The following is a 15248-nucleotide window of genomic DNA, read 5'->3' on the forward strand; positions in this document are numbered from 1 at the left end:
AGCATTATTGGGCTAAATTAATCGTTATCAACACTACGGAGACCATTATGTCCGCCCCCTTCGACGATCTAAGCCTAAGCATTGGCAATACGCCTTTAATCAAAATAAACCGGATTAGCCAGCACAATATCTTCGTAAAAATGGAAAGCCGGAACCCCGCGAATAGTGTGAAGTGCCGAATCGGCGCCAATATGATTTGGCAGGCCGAGCAAGACGGCAAGCTGAAGGCAGGGATGGAGATAGTTGAACCCACCAGTGGAAATACCGGTATTGCACTCGCCTTTGTCGCCGCCGCCCGCGGCTACCCTATTACCTTAACCATGCCAAACACCATGAGTATGGAGCGACGCAAAGTATTGCTGGCGCTAGGTGCAAAATTAATTCTGAGCGACGGCAGCAAGGGTATGAAAGGCGCTATTGCCGCCGCTGAGGCTGTGGTTGAAAGTGATCCCGCGCGCTACTTTATGCCGCAGCAATTTAGTAACCCCGCCAACCCAGCTATTCATGAGCGCACCACGGGACCAGAAATTTGGCGTGATACCGATGGTGGCATAGACATATTAATCAGTGGCGTTGGCACAGGCGGCACCCTTTCTGGTATATCTCGCTATATTAAAAACACCTGCGGCAAAGCCATCACTACTGTTGCGGTAGAACCGAATTCATCAACCTTGATTCGCAGCGCGCTTGACGGTAGTGAACCCAGCCACGCGCCCCATAAGATTCAAGGTATTGGTGCAGGCTTCCTTCCAGACAACCTCGATTTGAGTATGGTTGATGCCGCCGAAGCGGTCAGTGATGAAGAAGCAATGCAATGGGCCCATCGACTGATGAAGGAGGAAGGGATTTTAGCCGGCATCTCCAGCGGCGCTGCAATGGCCGTTGCCGAGCGGGTGGCCTCACAACCGGAAAACGCCGGCAAAACTATTGTAGCCATATTACCTGATTCAGCGGAGCGCTACTTAAGCTCAGCGCTATTTGAAGGTGCGTTTACAGAAATAGAAGGCTAAGGCCTATGGCGGAAAAATGCCGTATTTTTCCGCCCACACTGCTACTCATTTCTAGCTTGCATAGACTTTTTAAGCGCAAGTAATTTCGCGTTCTGGGCTAGGGACTCGTATTTCAATAATTCATCTAGCTGCCGAACGGCTATATCGCTATCAGCTGCGCTCACGGCATCAAGCAGCTTGTCGACTACGGTATCGAGCTTATCCATTACCTCCTGATTTCGCGGATGCAGGCTGTACGCCCTATCTAAATAAAATAGTGCGCCATTTATATCAGAGAATTTTAGCGCTTGATCTGCCTCGCCAATATTATTCAGCAGTTTTTCCTGCACACTTGGCGACAATTCCTCAAAGGGAATGTCTGGCCCAACTTCAGGCGTATAAAGACTCAAATAAGCCGAGAAACCTAGTACTACCAATAATAACGCAATACCTAAATGCTTTGCCCTACGACCAGCACCACTAAACTGCCGATAAAACTCATCGGCATTCTGCCAGCGACGTGTACGTTCAAAGCTAAGTGCCTTTGATATTGCCTTCCACTGATACTGAGGAATACCCTTTATTCGTTTTGCTTGCATTCCAGCATCGCTGGCTAGGGTCGCTTTTTTCCGATCGAAAGGATGTTCACCGGTAAAAAGTTGGTAAGCGATAATCCCAAGGGCATAAACATCGTCGGCTGGTGCTGGCGCTGCGCCCTCAAACATTTCGTAACTTGCATAGGCTGGCGTTAAGCCGACGACTTCATCAACTTCATCCTGCACAGCACCCTCGACATTTGAGAGTGCGCGAGCGATACCAAAATCCAGTATTTTTAAAACGCCCTCTTCGGTCACAAAAATATTTTGCGGCTTTATATCTGAGTGAACAATATTACGCTGATGAGCGTAGGCAAGACCTAGACTGAGTTCATTGATATAGCGGACCGTTTGCTCTCGACTACGCGATGTGTCTTTGATGGCAGTGTCTAATGTTTGCCCCTTTAAGGCCTCCATTGTCATAAAGAACACATCACCATCGCGGTCAAAATCGTAAACCGTAATGACATTCGGATGGGCAAGTTTTTGGGACTTATCTGTTTCGCGCTGCAAAGAAATATATGCAAGCGGGTCTTTGGAAAACTCACCGCTAATCAATTTAATCGCAACGTAGGGATCGTGATGGCGGGCTTCAATTTTGCGCTGATCGACCGCCAAAAACACCGCGCCCATGCCCCCTTCACCGAGTGTTTTTTCTAATCTAAACCGATCCTTTAGTAAATCACCTACCTTGAATCCGGCGCCACCAGCCCCAGCAGATACCACAACAGTATTATCTGGATTAACAATTGCAGTGGCGTCGTCGCTGCCAGCAGTAGTCAGCACCGTGGCATCGTCAAACTGAAAGCTAGCTTCTTCGCCACCACTAACTATCTCGCTGAGACGCGTCGCGTCATCATCTTCGAGCACCGTTATCGGCGGCGTATCGTCACCAAACTCAAGATTTACAGGGGAGGACAACTCGGTAATATCATCGCTAATCACAGAGACATCGCCACAGGCGAGACTGTCGTCAATATCGAATAGCGATTCATCCAGCTCGGTAGACTCATCAATTGAAGAGTTCGGCCCACCCACTACCTCAGTCTTATCATCCTTCGTCATTCCGCGACTCTCCCTAGGGACTCTACTTCCTGCGCTAGTAATTCGGGCCAAAGCTCTACCCAACAGCAGCTATGATCAGCATCGTCAAAAATCTTATATTGACCGCCATGCTTCTCTACAAACTTAAGGAGATGGCTAGGAGGAATATTGTCATCCTCAGCGCCGCTGTAATGTAAGAAATTTATGCCACTGGTATACCCGAGCTGCATGGGATCTAGTGATTCGGACAGTGGCAAATAACGGTGCATTTTTACCCAAGCAGCCACGTCGAGATTAGCGGACAACGTCACCACCGATTCCAATGTCGGTATTATCGGAGCATAGGTGTCAGAGGCCATCAACATCGCTAAACTTCCCCCACCACTGTAACCAATTAAACTAGTAACCCGAATATCGTATTCATCCACCACCTGTTTAAGCGCTGCCGACATGCTCGCCGTAACGGCTGCTGAATAACGCGCAGAGGTCCAATACTTTTCATTGCATATCCCATCTTGCTCTAAGCCCATATAACAGGGCCGACCAAGATAAAGTACGTTTTCTGGGTCGAGCTTAGCAAGACTCAATGCCAATGGCCGCTTTGTGGTTGGGTCTTTAGAGATATACTTGCCGCCGAGCCAAGGCCTACCATCACCCTCAATATAAACATGCAAGCGATGGCTTTCTGGACGGGATATTTTTACATAAGCGATATGATTAAAGGCATCACCAAGAAGTACTCGGCGCTGCATACCATAGTCCTCTGCACGCATATCTAGACGCTGCGCGGGAGTACTACAGGCGGTAATACAGCTCATCAAAACCAAGCAGCCCAAATACCAAAACGTTCTTTTTCTGAAGGTAGACTGCTTGTTAATAAAACACTGGCTATACATGGTGCTCAAAGTGGCAGGCTAAAGTGGATTGGCATAAAGGCTTTGCCAGTTTTGTTGCCTATTAAACTATCTATCAAGGTAACTCGTATCGTAGACCTACGGTCGCTGTATATTTATCTAAATAGTCATGAAAGAACAAACGCTCGTACACGACGTACGCAGCGAAGCCGCTTCTAAACTGCGCAGATGTTCCCCACGATACTGACACCGTACTAGAGTCAGGATCATCCGCCTGATCAGCAAATGTGCTAATGGCACTTTTATCAGCGTCGTTAAGGGTTTGACCATTTGAGCTATAGCCGTCGCCACTGTCTGAGATTAACTCTGCTCGCATTGAAGGGAGCAATACCCCCCAGCTTAACAACACGGGGTAATCTGCCTGTACCGATAAGGTCAGTATGGTGGTGTCGATATCTTGACTGTCGACACTGCGAATCACACCCGCACCCGATCCTGAGCGTTCGCGGTAGGCATCAATGTCGCCCGACAAAAATAGCACCCTTGCCTGAGGTGTTATGCGTAGGCCACCATAGTTTTCTTCAAAACCAACGGCAATATCCCCGTACCAATAATCACCCTCGGTTGACGCACTAAAACTATCTGCTGCGGTACTACGCGACACATCAATATCTAGAGAACCGTAAGCAAGAAAGCCCGCCACAAAATTATTTCCCCAGTACCTGGCACCATGAATACCAAGTGTTGTGGACGACACTTCGCTACCGCCATTCCCGCTGTCTAAATCGCTCTCACCCTCAGATCCGCTAACCGTCATACCTAAGAAAGTTGCGTCATCTAATCGATAATCAAAGCCGAGAGTAAATGCACTAAGCTCCTGCTCATAACCACTGCTAAGCGCTGTTCCTTTTCGATCACGCTCAGAATATTCCCCAAAGCTAAATAATGAGATTCGACTGCCATTGCGCAAAGAATCATCATCTGCGTCAGCGCTAGCTGAACCGCCGAAGGCCTGGAAATCAAAGGCAGTGACTTGCTGGCCTGTATTTCCGCTGCGCTTACGGGCGGCGCGCTGATTAATAATCTTTGTGCCGATAGTCATGGCGACTTCTTGCGCCTGTGTACCGCTAGACTCACCCACCGTCGCGCCACAATCACCTCGGGTTTCTTGCGTTTCCTGCTCACTAAACTCCGACACTCTCGGTATTCCATTAAAGGCTGATGCAGTACTAAATTCACCTGCCCCACCAGTTGCACCCGTCGACGGTGTGCCATCATCAGGATTTTCACCATTATCGGGGTTTGTCACTTTGGGCTTGCATTCCTCCGCCGCCATAACGGCAGTTGACGGAAGCACACAAAGTCCGCCAAGCGCTAAGCCAATAACCGCAATTTTATTCAAACTGAATTTTTTCACGCCGCCCACTCTCTCTTGATATTGCCTCAGCGAAACACGCTACTGCGCAATAATTTTATTCAAAAAAATACCGCCATTAATTGATCTTGGTTTTGGGAACAAAGAAAAAATCGCCCACTTCATGACCCGCACCCTTAATAATTTTATATACCGGCTCTTGAACAAAGTCATTCAAGCCCGCTTGGCGCTTAACCGGTTCACGAATCGCCGCAAATAAATCCGGCGCCGATAACAAACTCGTATTTGAACGCAGGGTATTGATCAACTCCCTAGCAAACACCGAGTGCCCATCGCCTCCCTCATCGATTACTGGCTTGTCACCGCCGGATGACATCAGTAAGCGAGATCGCCGAGGAAGTTTATATTTAATATACTCGGGGTTATCTGATTCGCGCCCCTGCCCTAAAAACAACTGCCCGGGCGCTGACGACAATAAACCGCCATAGCAAGAGTCGGCAATGACCAACACACGCTTAGCCTGAAGGCGACCTAAGTGGTTGCTGACAAATTCATTCGACACCCAAAATGCATCGTTAGGCGGTGGATCAGCATTAATCGGCAGCCAGTAACCTGTGTCTCGTTCACCAACATTTACCATGCTGCCGTGGCCCGCGTAGTAAATAAGCAAATTATCGTTTTCGGTTAATACGCTATGCAGTTCATTGATTGCCTGCATCACCGTCAAGCGATCTGAGTTCAGCAGCAGCTGCACGTTAAAACCATACTGCTTTTCAAGAATTTCACCAATCTCCTTGGCGTCATTCAGCGGCGTCGCCAAATCATCGAGAACAGCGTAATCTTTGTTCCCAATGACCAAGGCGTAATAGCGCCCAAAATCCATGTCATCAACTTTAATACCGTCGCCGCCAGTTGCTGGGGCAACACTAGGCAAAGTTAATGCTGGTGTACGCAATTTAGGGATGGTCGAAAGACGGCGCTCAACGCTTGCACGATCATCTTGAACGGATTTTAACAATTGATGCAAGGTCGCCAATTCTGCGGCGGGGGCCGAGCCATTATTATTCGCCTTTGAAGAATTATTGTTCAGCTGCTTTTTTAGCGATGCTGCCTGCCGATCTAACAAAGCCAATTGCTGATCTTTGGCCTTTAGCTGGGCAGCCAATTCGGTGCGCAAAGCCTCTTGCTCGCGCTGGGCGGTTTCCTGATAAATTAAGCTGTCTTCAGGCATACCCCAAGCCTGCCGATAATAATTTATGGCTTTTAACTTGTCTTTCTCAACGCCCAAGCCCTGCTCATACAAGGTCGCCAAATTGAACAGCGCGCTTTTATTGCCCTGTTCCGCCGCTTTTTGATACCAAAATATTGCCACCTCATAGTTCGGCTCGGTACCTAGGCCCTTTTCAAAAATCTCACCAACCGACAATTGCGCTTCAGCGTCACCCTCTTCGGCCGATGGCAGCCAAACTTTTAAAGCTGTTTTGTAATCGGCGCGATCGTAAGCGACGTATTCGCCGCCACGTATGCGGCAGTCAGCGGCGGTCGTTTTTACAGGACGCCTCGGCGTCATATAAGACATATTGCCGAGTTTACGAAGCTGTCCCGGCAATAAGCAGTCCACGATCTGCAGGCCGGCAACAATATCCTCGCTACTTGGGGGTGCGGCACTCGCCTCGTTATCAGGTGTGTTTGAACATGCCGATACAACTATTAGCGTTAACGCCGCTGAACTGGCAACCCACCACTTATCAAAACGTCTCTTCTGATTCGCCACGACCGCCTCCCTTGCTTACGCTAAAGCGTACTCATAAAATCCATCATTTATAGAGCAGTACTGCTTACTTCTAAATTATTTTAATTCTACTGTAACTTACGGAACACCATATCTACTCGACCCAGCGTCACGACGCTTTGATCTTTTAAGACAACTTTTGCACAGGCCTCGTCATCTATACGCAGTCCGTTGGTCGAACCGGAATCATCCAAACTCCACTCTCCAGCCTTATATAATAGCCGAGCATGTTGCGATGAAATACTGGGATCATCGACCCGGATTTTCACGTCCTGGCCTCGACCGATAGTCCAAAATGCTTCTGTTTTCTTGGCGGAAATACCGTAAACAAGTGGCCTAGCTTGATTGGTATAAAAAACCAGAACCACATCCGGATTAAGTTGTTTTGAGGTGATGGTACGTTTTATCAGCTGATCTACTGCTTCTTTGGAGTAAGAAGGGATTTGCTTTGCCACATCTGTCCAGCCAGAGGGCAGTTGATAAGACTGTTGAAATGAGGTGAGATCGCCGTCTGGCTCCTCATCAATAACGACAGACCCACCACCAGAAAGCTCCTTTTGCGGTAGGCGCGACGCGACAATGGTTCGACCATCGTCCGCAGTATCTTTAAGGTAATATGCAGTTTCGCCAAACTTGATCACATCACCAACTTTAACCTTGGTCGGACGCGTTATTTGGCGATTATTCACAAAGGTACCATTGGTAGAGTTGAGGTCCTCCAACAGCCATTCATCATCGACTAAACTTAATTTTGCGTGACGCCGAGACAGAAGATCTTTTGCAATAGTAATGTCATTAGCACTATCGCGACCGATGAGTACCGATGACGCTGTGATCACATATGAATCACCACCATCTACACTTACTAATTCCAGATCCATCGGCATCCTTAAAACCGCTTCAAAACGCAAGGCTACAACGCATGCAATCCCGTGCTTCGCGCCTTGGCCTATCCTTATCTTGAGACATTATTGCTATTAGTAGGCAAAGTATAGCGAATCCGCCGCAATTTAAAAGCAATCACCCTCTGGGAATGCCCCAATGGCCTACGTTTTAATCTAGGCCAATATCCGGCTCAGCACGCTGGCTAACAACTTTGTTACTAGTACTTTTTTTGGAATTACCTGCACTATTGGTAAAAACATAGGGCAGTAAAACACCCGCAGCTAAGGCGGCAATCTGGGCTATGGCCATCGCCAACAGCATCGGTACTGCAGCCTCTAAACCATCTGTAAAAATAGTTAACACCGCAGCACCGGCGGATGGCACCCACAAATCCGTCATATCTGGGTGACGCACAGGTAAAAACAAAAACACTATGCCAGCGATCATTAACCAGTATTTCAATACAGGCACCGACAAGCGTCGCAATAACATGCACCAAATTACAGCAGCCACCAGTCCGACACTAAGGTAGACCTGCCATGCCAGCCTATAATCGCTGAGATCAATCATGCTATCCCTACTCCACCCAATAAATGATGCGATCTTCGTAATCGACATCTTTTTTAAGATCATTTCCACTAATACAGCGACCGCGGATAGACATACCCGCCTCATGAACACTGTTTACGTCGCCAGATATTAGCGGATGCCAATCTTCTAACTCGCGCCCCTCTGCTAATATGCGATACCCGCAGCTGGCCGGCAGCCAATGCATATCCGCAGGGTCGCTATGTCGCAGCGAAAGACAATCAGGCACCAATTTCTTGCGCGCCTGGTAATCACTGCAACGGCACACGTCAATATCTAATAGGCGACAAGCAACATCGGTGTAAAAAACTTCGCCGTCGTCATGGTTTTCTAGTTTATGAAGGCAGCATTTTCCACAGCCATCACAAACTGCCTCCCACTCCTCAGCCGACATCTCAGCTAGGGTTTTCTGTTCCCAAAATGGGCGCCTAACAATATCTGCCATAGTGCGGATTATTCATCTATCTCTGGCACAACGCGAGGGTTCAAACGCTCTGGCTGTGGGGGCAGTTGCAAATAAAATCCTTTATCGGCTATCTCTTCCATCACTTTTGCCACGTCAGCGCGAGCCAATTTCCGCTCAGCACTTAAGACCAAGGTCATTGAGCGCTCAGGCTTTCCAAAACGCGCCAGTAAATCCTCCGGGACGCGGGACAAATCCTCTTTGTGATCCACATACAGATACATCCCTTCGGTGCGCGAACTTCGGTATACCGCACAAATGCGCTTCATATTTTTTTATCACCAAGCATAAGTAACTTATCGCCTATCAGGGGTTTACGCCACGAACTTAATGTAGATGGCAACAACCCAGTACGAATAATTTCTTCGAAATCACGCTTTTTAACAAAAACCTCGGGGGCAATATCTAGCTCGCTTGCTAGCTGCTCAGCTACGCCCTTCATGTCTTTGTAGAGCTGTGTTTGGCTTGGCGTGAGCGGCCTAGGCGCTGGCGGCGGCAACAAGGAATCAGCAGCGTCACGAGCCTGAGCAAGAAGCCCTAAAATCGTGTCGCCGTAACGGCGCACGCAGCCCGGAGAGACCTCTTTAATACGCCCTAAATGACTATTATCCGAAGGTGACTGCCTTGCAATCTCAAAGCAGGCCGCATCTTTTAACACCCGCCCGCGCGGGATATTCCGTTCCCTAGCCTCAGTTTCCCGCCAGCCGCAAAGTAGCTGCAAGGCATATTGCTGCCTAGCACTTAATTTCCACAGCGATTTTATGCGCAAATAGTATTCGTTTACCGCAACCGGGTTTTCAGCCTGTGCAGTAATGACAGCACAATCTTCATGCCACCACCCCAAAGCACCCTTTTCCTCTAAGCGCTGGCACAATATTGGATATATGCGCTGCAAATAAAGCACATCTAATGCCGCGTATACACACTGGCTTTCGCTTAGTGGCCGACGCAGCCAATCTGAGCGGGTTTCACCCTTTTCAACGTGAATTCCTAGGCAATCCATAACCAAGCGCTGGTAACTCAAACCACCACCCAAACCCGCTAAGGCAGCGCCAATCTGGGTGTCCAACAACGGCTGCGGCACGCACTGAAACAAAACTTGAAAGACTTCTAAATCTTCACTGCAGGAGTGAATCACTTTAGGTATATCGCTACGTCGTAATAACGCCGTAAAAGCAGACCAATCCCCTATTGATAAGGGGTCAATGAGGAAGAGCTCACCGCTCGCCCCCACCTGCAATAAACCCGCAATGGGATAGAAAGTATCGGTACGAATAAACTCAGTGTCGATAGCGAGAAATGGCGCAGTCGCCCAACGGGCACAGGCAGCGTTAAGTGCGGCATCGGTATCAATATAGACACGAGATTCAACGGGATCAGTCAATGGGACGGCGTCCTTTCAGTGCATGTGCCAGCGTGCCGCTGTCCACGTATTCGAGTTCTCCGCCTAAGGGCACCCCGTGAGCAATACGGCTCACGGCAATTCCACGGCTGCGCATTTGTTCGGTGATGTAGTAGGCGGTAGCCTCACCTTCCACGGTCGGATTAGTCGCCAAAATAAGCTCACTAATTGATAGCTCAGCACTGCGCTGCAGCAATCTATCTATGCCTATTTCCGCAGGGCCAATGCCATCGATGGGCGACAAATGCCCCATCAATACAAAGTACAAGCCCTTGTAGTCACCGCTTTGCTCAAAGGCAACAACATCGGCTGGGGACTCGACCACACAGATGGTTTGCTGATCTCTGCGCTTGTCTGCGCAGATAAAACACTGCTCGTTTTCAGTTAAGGTGCGGCAGCTTGTGCAGTGGCCAACATGTTCCGCCGCCTTGCTCAAGGCCGTCGCCAAACGCGCGGCCCCCGGACGGTTACGCTCTAATAGTTGAAACGTCATGCGCTGTGCGGACTTAACACCTACTCCCGGTAAACAGCGCAAGGCATCTATTAAATCGTCGATAAGTGGGCTGTAGCTCATATCAGAATGGCATCTTAAAGCCGGAGGGCATACCCAGCCCAGACATCATGCCACCCATTTTGTCTTGGTTATTCTTTTCCACCTTGCGAACAGCATCGTTTACCGCCGCCGCAAGCAAGTCTTCTAGCATCTCTTTGTCCTCAGACATTAGGCTAGGATCTATAGAAACACGGCGCACATCGTGACGCCCCGTCATTGTCACTTTTACCATTCCAGCACCGGATTCACCCTGAACCTCGATATTGGCAATTTCATCCTGCGCCTTCTGCATTTTTTCCTGCATTTCAGCCGCTTTTTTCATTAATTCATTCAAATCTGGTTTCATGTTCTTCTCTCATCAATCAACTAGGCGCACTGACTCTTCATCCAGCACACCATCAAACTCTTGAATTATACGAGCCACATACGAATCCGTACGCAAGGCATCCTTAGCAATAACCAGCCGCTCATCCAAGCACCGTTGTTTGTATGCAGCCGGTGTTTCAAACGCCAAAGTGCCAATATTGACGGTGACTTTAAGCGGCTTTTCAAAGTATTCAGACAACAACTCGCCTAGCCGCTCAATATGGCGATCATTCAATAAAGCGGCATTGGCTTCGTCAATATTAAAACTCAAGCTATCTGTCGCCAAGCTGGCAATTTGACAGTGACTTGCTACGCTACCCAACATACCGGGCAACTGAAAAGCATCAAATTGTTCGCGCCAAAGGGTATCGTTTAAATCGCCAAATGCAATTTTTTCTGCCTGCTCAACCGGCGCACTCGCCGCAGGCTCCGGTGGTTTGGCATCCGGACGGTCCGGAGACGGTATAAATGCCTCATTTGCGGAAAGCATTACCTCCCTCGCAACGCCACTCAAATCAGGCTCAGGCACCGGTGGTGCTACAACCGATGTCACAGCTTGTTCTTGAGATTCATCAGGGCCTTGCGAGTGTAGCTCTTGTTGCGATATGCCTAGCGGTGCCCCAATTACATCGGCTGGATTAGGCACTTCAATATCGTTAGGTATTGTCTGATCGTCGCTCGCTTGGGATAAAACCTGTTCTGAAACCACCGTCGCTGAGTTACTGCCTTCAGATATAGACTCACTCGGCGGCGTATCCGCCGCCGGCTTAGGCGTCTGCGGCTTTTTTACCGATGCTGTAGCCTCCGCCACTGCAGCTATTGGCCGCGCCAAACTTTGGCGAGGGGCATCAATAATGCCCTGAGGTTTAAACGCCAGCATTCTCAGCAACAACATTTCCAGACCGGAACGGGGGTCTGGAGCCAAGCCTATGTCGCGCCGCCCAGCCAAGGCTATTTGGTAATAAAACTGTACATCTTCTGCAGCAAGTTTAGATGCTAACTCTATGATTTTATTGCGATCACCAAGACTATTATCCAAACCTTCTGGCACTGTTTGTGCTACGGCTAAGCGGTGCATCACCACCAATAGCTCACTCACAACACCGGCAAAGTCTGCACCCATTTCGGCGAGATCGGCAACCACCCCAAGCAAAGCGGCCCCATCACTCGCCGCCAACGCTTCTATTAAACGGTAAACAGAATTGTGATCGATGGTGCCCAGCATTTGGCGCACATCGCCCTCACCTAATCTGCCAGAACCAAACGCAATAGCTTGGTCTGTGAGACTCAGCGCGTCACGCATACTGCCATCCGCTGCTCGCCCAAGCAGCCACAGCGACGACTCGTCGAACTGCACCATCTCTTGCTCTAGCACCGTCTTTAAATAATCGACGATACGCTCAGGGCTTAAATTCTTTAAATTAAACTGCAAACAGCGAGACAAAATGGTCGCAGGTAGCTTTTGCGGATCAGTTGTTGCCAGCAAAAATTTTACGTGCGCGGGGGGCTCTTCCAAGGTTTTAAGCAGTGCGTTAAAGCTGCTGCTACTAAGCATATGCACCTCATCGATGAGATACACCTTGTAGCGTCCTTGGCTGGGCATGTACTGGACGTTGTCGAGAATTTCCCGCGTGTCTTCTACCTTGGTCCGCGATGCAGCGTCAACCTCAAGCAAGTCAACAAAACGACCCTCATTAATCGCCACACAGGCATTACACTGCCCGCAGGGCTCTGAACTCACCCCAACTTGGCAGTTTAAGCATTTGGCCAAAATACGGGCGATAGTCGTTTTACCCACACCACGGGTACCGGTAAACAAATAGGCATGATGGAGACGGTCATGATCTAAAGCGTTCACTAACGCTTTTAAAACGTGATTCTGACCTGCCATTTCACGGAAGGTTTTTGGGCGCCATTTCCGCGCCAACACCTGATAGCTCATTGAACAATTCCTAACATGCAAGCCGCAAGGATACACCAGCCCAGCAAGGACATAAACCAATGATAAGAGCGGAAAATAAACACAGACAGGGAATCAACAAAGACTTGGTGGCGGCCCAACCAGCCACACCCCGGCACACGAGTTGATAACTACCGTTGCTCCCTTCCGGGCCTGGCGGGGTTTGCTATCTATCGTTGCGAGGGGACCGGAAGGACCACCGCAGAAGACACATTGCGGCAGTGCTGCAATGCGGGCGCTATTGTCGACGAAAGGCTTGGCACATGCAAGCGACTCGCCGACGAAATAGCCGGAAAATAGTGAATAATATCAATGCGCCACGGCGGAGCCAGGCGGAAACTCAGCCAATATCGCAGACACTGTTTCTAAAACGTATAAACGCCGCTCTTCTGGTGTTTTAAGGCTAGGGATGATCCGTTTAGTCATACCACGCCAGAGCAATTTTTTCGATTTTGGATCGATAACGTCAATCATTAAGGTGCTTTCTTTATAATTGCGCACCCAAATGTCATCGTCGTAAAAATGGCTGTGGCCAAAATAGCCGTAGCCCGGTCTATAGCCGCAGCGATAGCAGGGATAATAGCCAAAATGGGTATACCAAGATCCAAAATTATCAATGGCAATCTTGTCCTCCTGCCCAAGTTGATAGCTAACCAATACCGACGCTTTGCTGGCATCCGATACCTGCGATAGCCCCTTCGCAGTGAATTGCGCATCAACCGCATCTACAACACGAGCACGCACCAAATCATTATCAACCTCAGGATTGCTGTGCTTAGCAGGTAACAGCCATGCATAGCTAGATACATTGCTGAAATCGAAATCCTGCGAATAGTCGGTGGAAACCGGCACCCCTGCACAAGCCGTTAACAACACCAGCAAACCAGCTACCACTAACTTTTTCATTACCGCCTCCTAAGCACCAAAACACCAGCCCTTTTTATGGCTGCAACACAATCCATAAGGCCATTTGACCACGCACTACGCGAAGTAACAAACGTCCCTTACTCGCAGACAGAGCCTCACTAAACTGCTTTACGTCAACAACCCGACGCTGATTTACCGAGACAATCAAGTCGCCCTGCAATAATTTGCCCGCCGCATCTGCATCGCGGGCCACCTCGGTCACCAAAACACCCTGACCATTGTCTGCATCGCGGAGTGTCACGCCCTTGAGCAAACCATCTGCTGACTGACTATTGGTGGCTATCTCCTCTCCAGCCGAGGCCGCCGCCAATACCGCACGAAACTCCTTGCGCTTACCATCACGCAACACTGTAACAGTAATACGATCACCGACGCGCTTTAGACCAACAGAGTTGCGTAGCTGTGCAGAGCTAAGTATTTCCTTATCATCAAGCTCAACAACAACATCACCAACTTCTAAGCCCGCTTTGTCCGCTGCGGAGCCCTTTTGTACCTCGGCGATAACCGCGCCACGCTGACGCTTACCCACATTAAATGCGTCGGCTAGCTCAGGAGTTAAATCCTGAATGACAACCCCAAGCTGTCCACGGCGCACCTCACCATGCTCTAAAATCTGATCGATACTGACCTTGGCCATATTGATCGGAATGGCAAAACCAATCCCCACATTCCCACCAGAAGGCGCCAAGATCGCGGTATTAACGCCAACCAATTCACCACGCAAATTCACCAGCGCACCACCAGAGTTACCTGGATTAATTGATGCGTCTGTTTGAATGAAATTTTCGTAGCCCTCTATACCCAAACCGGTGCGGCCCAAGGCACTGACAATACCTGTCGTCACCGTTTGCCCCAGACCAAAGGGATTGCCGATTGCTACGACGTAGTCACCAACTTCCAACTTTTCTGAGTCAGCCAACTTAACGCTATGCAAATCCTTGGCTTCAATCTTTAATACCGCAATATCAACATCAGGATCGGAACCCACCAAGGTCGCGGTAAAGCTGCGCCCGTCCTCCATACCTACAGTGATTTCGTCCGCACCATTTACGACATGGTGATTGGTAAGCACAATGCCTTTTTTAGCATCAATAATAACGCCCGAACCGGCGCTTTGCGTACGGCGCTGCTGCGGTTGCTGGAGCTGATGCTCGGGAACATTAAAAAAGCGTCTAAAAAAGGGGTCGTTGAGCAGAGGGTTTTGGCGGACAGTTCGGGTGGTAAACGTCGAGATATTCACGACCGCTGGATTCACATTTTTTAGCATCGGCGCCAGACTGGGGAGCTCCCGACCCTCGCCATCCTGCTGCGGAAACAGCGCCCAACTACCCTGCGCAAGCAGTGCAAAAAAACAAAAAACTATGGCTTTAAGTGGTAAATACTGTGCTACGCGAAAAGACCGCAACTGAATAGTCATATCTAACTCAGACTCCCAATAGTCATTAACTGTAACC

General features: G+C 49.2%; 15 protein-coding genes and 1 other RNA gene. 1 reads left to right on the forward strand and 15 read right to left on the reverse strand.

Annotated elements, in window-relative coordinates:
- The first annotated feature begins 47 nt into the window (after positions 1-47).
- On the forward strand, positions 48-1010 hold the full coding sequence (gene cysK / locus C0068_RS08045; RefSeq protein ID WP_103683976.1) for a cysteine synthase A: 963 nt from the start codon (positions 48-50) through the stop codon (positions 1008-1010).
- Between the two features lie 41 nt (positions 1011-1051).
- Here the strand turns inward: cysK and C0068_RS08050 are convergent, their stop codons facing one another.
- The 15 genes from C0068_RS08050 to C0068_RS08120 all read right to left on the reverse strand — a co-directional run bounded on the left by C0068_RS08050 (position 1052) and on the right by C0068_RS08120 (position 15211).
- A complete protein-coding gene (locus tag C0068_RS08050) occupies positions 1052-2650 on the reverse strand; it encodes a serine/threonine-protein kinase (RefSeq protein ID WP_103683977.1) in 1599 nt (532 codons plus the stop codon).
- A complete protein-coding gene (locus C0068_RS08055; protein WP_146047855.1) occupies positions 2647-3447 on the reverse strand; it encodes an alpha/beta hydrolase in 801 nt (266 codons plus the stop codon). The genes C0068_RS08050 and C0068_RS08055 overlap by 4 nt, the downstream gene beginning before the upstream one ends.
- Before the next feature lie 151 nt (positions 3448-3598).
- Positions 3599-4900: an autotransporter outer membrane beta-barrel domain-containing protein gene (locus tag C0068_RS08060; RefSeq protein WP_146047856.1), complete on the reverse strand. Its 1302-nt coding sequence runs from the start codon at positions 4898-4900 to the stop codon at positions 3599-3601.
- A 76-nt stretch (positions 4901-4976) separates the two neighbouring features.
- The gene (locus C0068_RS08065) at positions 4977-6632 is read right to left on the reverse strand and encodes a caspase family protein (RefSeq protein ID WP_103683980.1); all 1656 of its coding nucleotides are present in this window, start codon (positions 6630-6632) and stop codon (positions 4977-4979) included.
- 86 nt (positions 6633-6718) lie between these two features.
- Positions 6719-7531, reverse strand: coding sequence for an FHA domain-containing protein (locus C0068_RS08070; RefSeq protein ID WP_158249940.1), 813 nt, complete (start codon positions 7529-7531; stop codon positions 6719-6721).
- 172 nt (positions 7532-7703) lie between these two features.
- Positions 7704-8105: a hypothetical protein gene (locus C0068_RS08075; RefSeq protein ID WP_103683982.1), complete on the reverse strand. Its 402-nt coding sequence runs from the start codon at positions 8103-8105 to the stop codon at positions 7704-7706.
- 7 nt (positions 8106-8112) lie between these two features.
- Complete coding sequence (locus C0068_RS08080) at positions 8113-8568, reverse strand: YcgN family cysteine cluster protein (protein WP_103683983.1); 456 nt, start codon at positions 8566-8568, stop codon at positions 8113-8115.
- An 8-nt stretch (positions 8569-8576) separates the two neighbouring features.
- Complete coding sequence (locus tag C0068_RS08085) at positions 8577-8855, reverse strand: YcgL domain-containing protein (protein ID WP_103683984.1); 279 nt, start codon at positions 8853-8855, stop codon at positions 8577-8579.
- On the reverse strand, positions 8852-9970 hold the full coding sequence (gene rnd, locus C0068_RS08090; protein WP_103683985.1) for a ribonuclease D: 1119 nt from the start codon (positions 9968-9970) through the stop codon (positions 8852-8854). The genes C0068_RS08085 and rnd overlap by 4 nt, the downstream gene beginning before the upstream one ends.
- Positions 9963-10562: a recombination mediator RecR gene (gene recR, locus C0068_RS08095; protein WP_103683986.1), complete on the reverse strand. Its 600-nt coding sequence runs from the start codon at positions 10560-10562 to the stop codon at positions 9963-9965. The genes rnd and recR overlap by 8 nt, the downstream gene beginning before the upstream one ends.
- Position 10563: 1 nt before the next feature.
- Entirely contained in the window at positions 10564-10887 is a 324-nt protein-coding gene (locus C0068_RS08100; protein WP_103683987.1) for a YbaB/EbfC family nucleoid-associated protein, read from the reverse strand.
- Positions 10888-10899: 12 nt separating this feature from the next.
- Positions 10900-12849, reverse strand: a complete 1950-nt coding sequence (gene dnaX, locus C0068_RS08105) for a DNA polymerase III subunit gamma/tau (protein ID WP_103683988.1) — start codon at positions 12847-12849, stop codon at positions 10900-10902.
- Positions 12850-12963: 114 nt separating this feature from the next.
- Positions 12964-13060: signal recognition particle sRNA small type (gene ffs / locus C0068_RS08110), an RNA gene on the reverse strand.
- Positions 13061-13176: 116 nt separating this feature from the next.
- Positions 13177-13773: a DUF4136 domain-containing protein gene (locus tag C0068_RS08115; RefSeq protein ID WP_103683989.1), complete on the reverse strand. Its 597-nt coding sequence runs from the start codon at positions 13771-13773 to the stop codon at positions 13177-13179.
- Positions 13774-13807: 34 nt separating this feature from the next.
- The gene (locus C0068_RS08120; RefSeq protein ID WP_103683990.1) at positions 13808-15211 is read right to left on the reverse strand and encodes a DegQ family serine endoprotease; all 1404 of its coding nucleotides are present in this window, start codon (positions 15209-15211) and stop codon (positions 13808-13810) included.
- Between the last annotated feature and the right edge of the window lie 37 nt (positions 15212-15248).

Origin of the sequence: Zhongshania marina (genome assembly GCF_002915595.1) — a bacterium.
GTDB classification, from domain to species: Bacteria; Pseudomonadota; Gammaproteobacteria; order Pseudomonadales; family Spongiibacteraceae; genus Spongiibacter; species Spongiibacter marinus_B.

Excerpts from the sequence above, each read along its gene's own strand:
- cysK (WP_103683976.1), top strand. The coding sequence starts at position 48 with ATGTCCGCCCCCTTCGACGATCTAAGCCTAAGCATTGGCAATACGCCT.
- C0068_RS08050 (WP_103683977.1), bottom strand. The coding sequence starts at position 2,650 with ATGACGAAGGATGATAAGACTGAGGTAGTGGGTGGGCCGAACTCTTCA.
- C0068_RS08055 (WP_146047855.1), bottom strand. The coding sequence starts at position 3,447 with ATGAGCTGTATTACCGCCTGTAGTACTCCCGCGCAGCGTCTAGATATG.
- C0068_RS08070 (WP_158249940.1), bottom strand. The coding sequence starts at position 7,531 with ATGGATCTGGAATTAGTAAGTGTAGATGGTGGTGATTCATATGTGATC.
- C0068_RS08075 (WP_103683982.1), bottom strand. The coding sequence starts at position 8,105 with ATGATTGATCTCAGCGATTATAGGCTGGCATGGCAGGTCTACCTTAGT.
- C0068_RS08080 (WP_103683983.1), bottom strand. The coding sequence starts at position 8,568 with ATGGCAGATATTGTTAGGCGCCCATTTTGGGAACAGAAAACCCTAGCT.
- C0068_RS08085 (WP_103683984.1), bottom strand. The coding sequence starts at position 8,855 with ATGAAGCGCATTTGTGCGGTATACCGAAGTTCGCGCACCGAAGGGATG.
- recR (WP_103683986.1), bottom strand. The coding sequence starts at position 10,562 with ATGAGCTACAGCCCACTTATCGACGATTTAATAGATGCCTTGCGCTGT.
- C0068_RS08100 (WP_103683987.1), bottom strand. The coding sequence starts at position 10,887 with ATGAAACCAGATTTGAATGAATTAATGAAAAAAGCGGCTGAAATGCAG.
- dnaX (WP_103683988.1), bottom strand. The coding sequence starts at position 12,849 with ATGAGCTATCAGGTGTTGGCGCGGAAATGGCGCCCAAAAACCTTCCGT.
- C0068_RS08115 (WP_103683989.1), bottom strand. The coding sequence starts at position 13,773 with ATGAAAAAGTTAGTGGTAGCTGGTTTGCTGGTGTTGTTAACGGCTTGT.
- C0068_RS08120 (WP_103683990.1), bottom strand. The coding sequence starts at position 15,211 with ATGACTATTCAGTTGCGGTCTTTTCGCGTAGCACAGTATTTACCACTT.